Source organism: Cobetia sp. MC34 (assembly GCF_018340035.1).
Lineage (GTDB): Bacteria > Pseudomonadota > Gammaproteobacteria > Pseudomonadales > Halomonadaceae > Cobetia > Cobetia amphilecti.
Window position 1 is genome coordinate 1 of record NZ_JADPPY010000106.1, and the last position, 543, is coordinate 543.

1 protein-coding gene is annotated in these 543 nt (G+C 53.6%); it reads left to right on the forward strand.

Annotated features, from left to right (window positions below):
- The coding region (locus tag IZU87_RS17360; protein ID WP_213115377.1) for an ISAs1 family transposase at nt 1-539 on the forward strand (539 nt) is incomplete at its 5' end.
- Nucleotides 540-543 lie beyond the last annotated feature (4 nt).

The following is a 543-nucleotide window of genomic DNA, read 5'->3' on the forward strand; positions in this document are numbered from 1 at the left end:
CGGTAAAGGGGAATCAGCCAGCTTTGGCTGCCGCCTTCGAGACGGCATTCCCAATAACCAAGGTGGCGAGCTTTTCGGGAGACTCGTATATCACGGATGAAAAGAACCGCGGCCGGCAAGAGACGCGCTATCACATTGTGAGTGAGATTACTGAAGAGTTTCAAGAGCTTAGCTACGAATGGCCGGGCTTGAAAGCGGTAGGGGTAGTGATGAGTTTTCGCCAAGAGGGCGATGAGGCTCCTGAAGAGCCGATGATCCGCTACTACATTAGTTCAGCCGAGTTGACCGCCAAGAAGCTCGCCGAAGCAGCTCGTCAGCACTGGCATATTGAGGCCAAGCTCCACTGGTCTTTGGATGTGGCGCTTCGTGAAGATGCCTGCAAAATCCACCGCGGACAGGCGGCGGAAAACCTCGCTAGGGTCCGGCATATTGCGCTGAATTACCTGAAAGGAGAGAAATCTTTCAAAGGCGGAATTCGGCGGAAACAGAAGAAAGCGGCACTGGTTGAGACATATCTTGCTGACATTCTCGCGGTCTGAAAGC